We start from the raw sequence: 1082 nt of genomic DNA on the forward strand, positions 1-1082 counted from the left end.
CTCTACAGCCGTCCGGCCGTCAACGCGGCGGCCGAATCGGTGCTCGAGCTGCGGCCGCCGGGCTGAGACCGGCTCGGCGCCTCTGGACGCTCTACGGAGTCCCGCCAGCTGGCCTGCCAGCGCTCATCGCGAACAGGAAGCTGGCCGCATCCCGAGGTCGACGCACGTCGACACCGGTGAGGCTGCGCAGACGTTCGAGCCGATTCAGCACCGTGTTCCGGTGGCAAAAGAGCTCGCTCGCCGCACGGGAGACCGTGCCGTCCCCATCACAAAAGACCCGCGCGGTCTCGAGGAGCACGTCCGCGTCCTGGACATTCTCCAGACAGCGCTGAATACGCTCGGCCAGCGCCTGGGTCACCAACGGGGCCTGGGTCGCCGCAACCGAGAGCCACGCGTCCTCGAGCAAGCCTGGCGAGTTCCGGTCCTCGGGCAATGCCGCGAGGATGTCGGAGGCGATCCTCGTCGCGCGAGGAACCTCGTCCAGCCCGTGGGCCGGCGGAGCGACGGCGCAACGAATCCCGGCGAGACAGTTCATGACACGCTTGTCCTGCTCCTGCATGCTCTGTATGACAAGGACGTCACCACCCTCGACCTCCTGGTAGTGGAAAGACCACCTCAGAGCCGTCAGCGCGTCGCGTACGTCGCGGAGGCGGCCGGCGCACTCGCGAGTGGCGATTGCCACTCGGAACCGAGCGGCCACCGGCAGCCCCAGCACCTCCGCCGCGTTCTGGACGACATCGGGACGCTCACCGTTGCACTTCAGCAGGCGTCTGAACCACTCGCGCCGCCGGTCGTCGGAAAGGTCATCCAGCTCGTTAGACCGTCGTCGGTAAGCCTCCGTGATGCGCTGCGTGTGGTCGTCGACGATCGCCCAAATCGCCGGAGCCTGACGCAGCAGCGCTGCGGCCTCCCGGTCGTCCGCCTCCGCCAGCATCGCCTCCCAGACGATCTGGAAGTCTCGGTTCGCCGCTGCCTGCACCTCGTTGAGCGAGACACCCTGCTCCGCCCGCCGCACACCTACGCGATGTGACACCTCGGCGAGGTCTTCGGCTACTTCCAAGCCGGCGATGCGGCGGAAGATG

Annotated in this window: 1 protein-coding gene; it reads right to left on the reverse strand. The window is 67.9% G+C overall.

All coding sequences use genetic code 11. The features are described 5' to 3' along the window. Positions 1-91: 91 nt before the first annotated feature. Positions 92-1082 (reverse strand): PucR family transcriptional regulator (locus tag PKE99_RS37710; RefSeq protein ID WP_271215050.1); only part of this gene is annotated, 991 nt, incomplete at its 5' end.

It is taken from the genome of Pseudonocardia halophobica, assembly GCF_027922425.1.
Taxonomy (GTDB): Bacteria; Actinomycetota; Actinomycetes; order Mycobacteriales; family Pseudonocardiaceae; genus Pseudonocardia; species Pseudonocardia halophobica.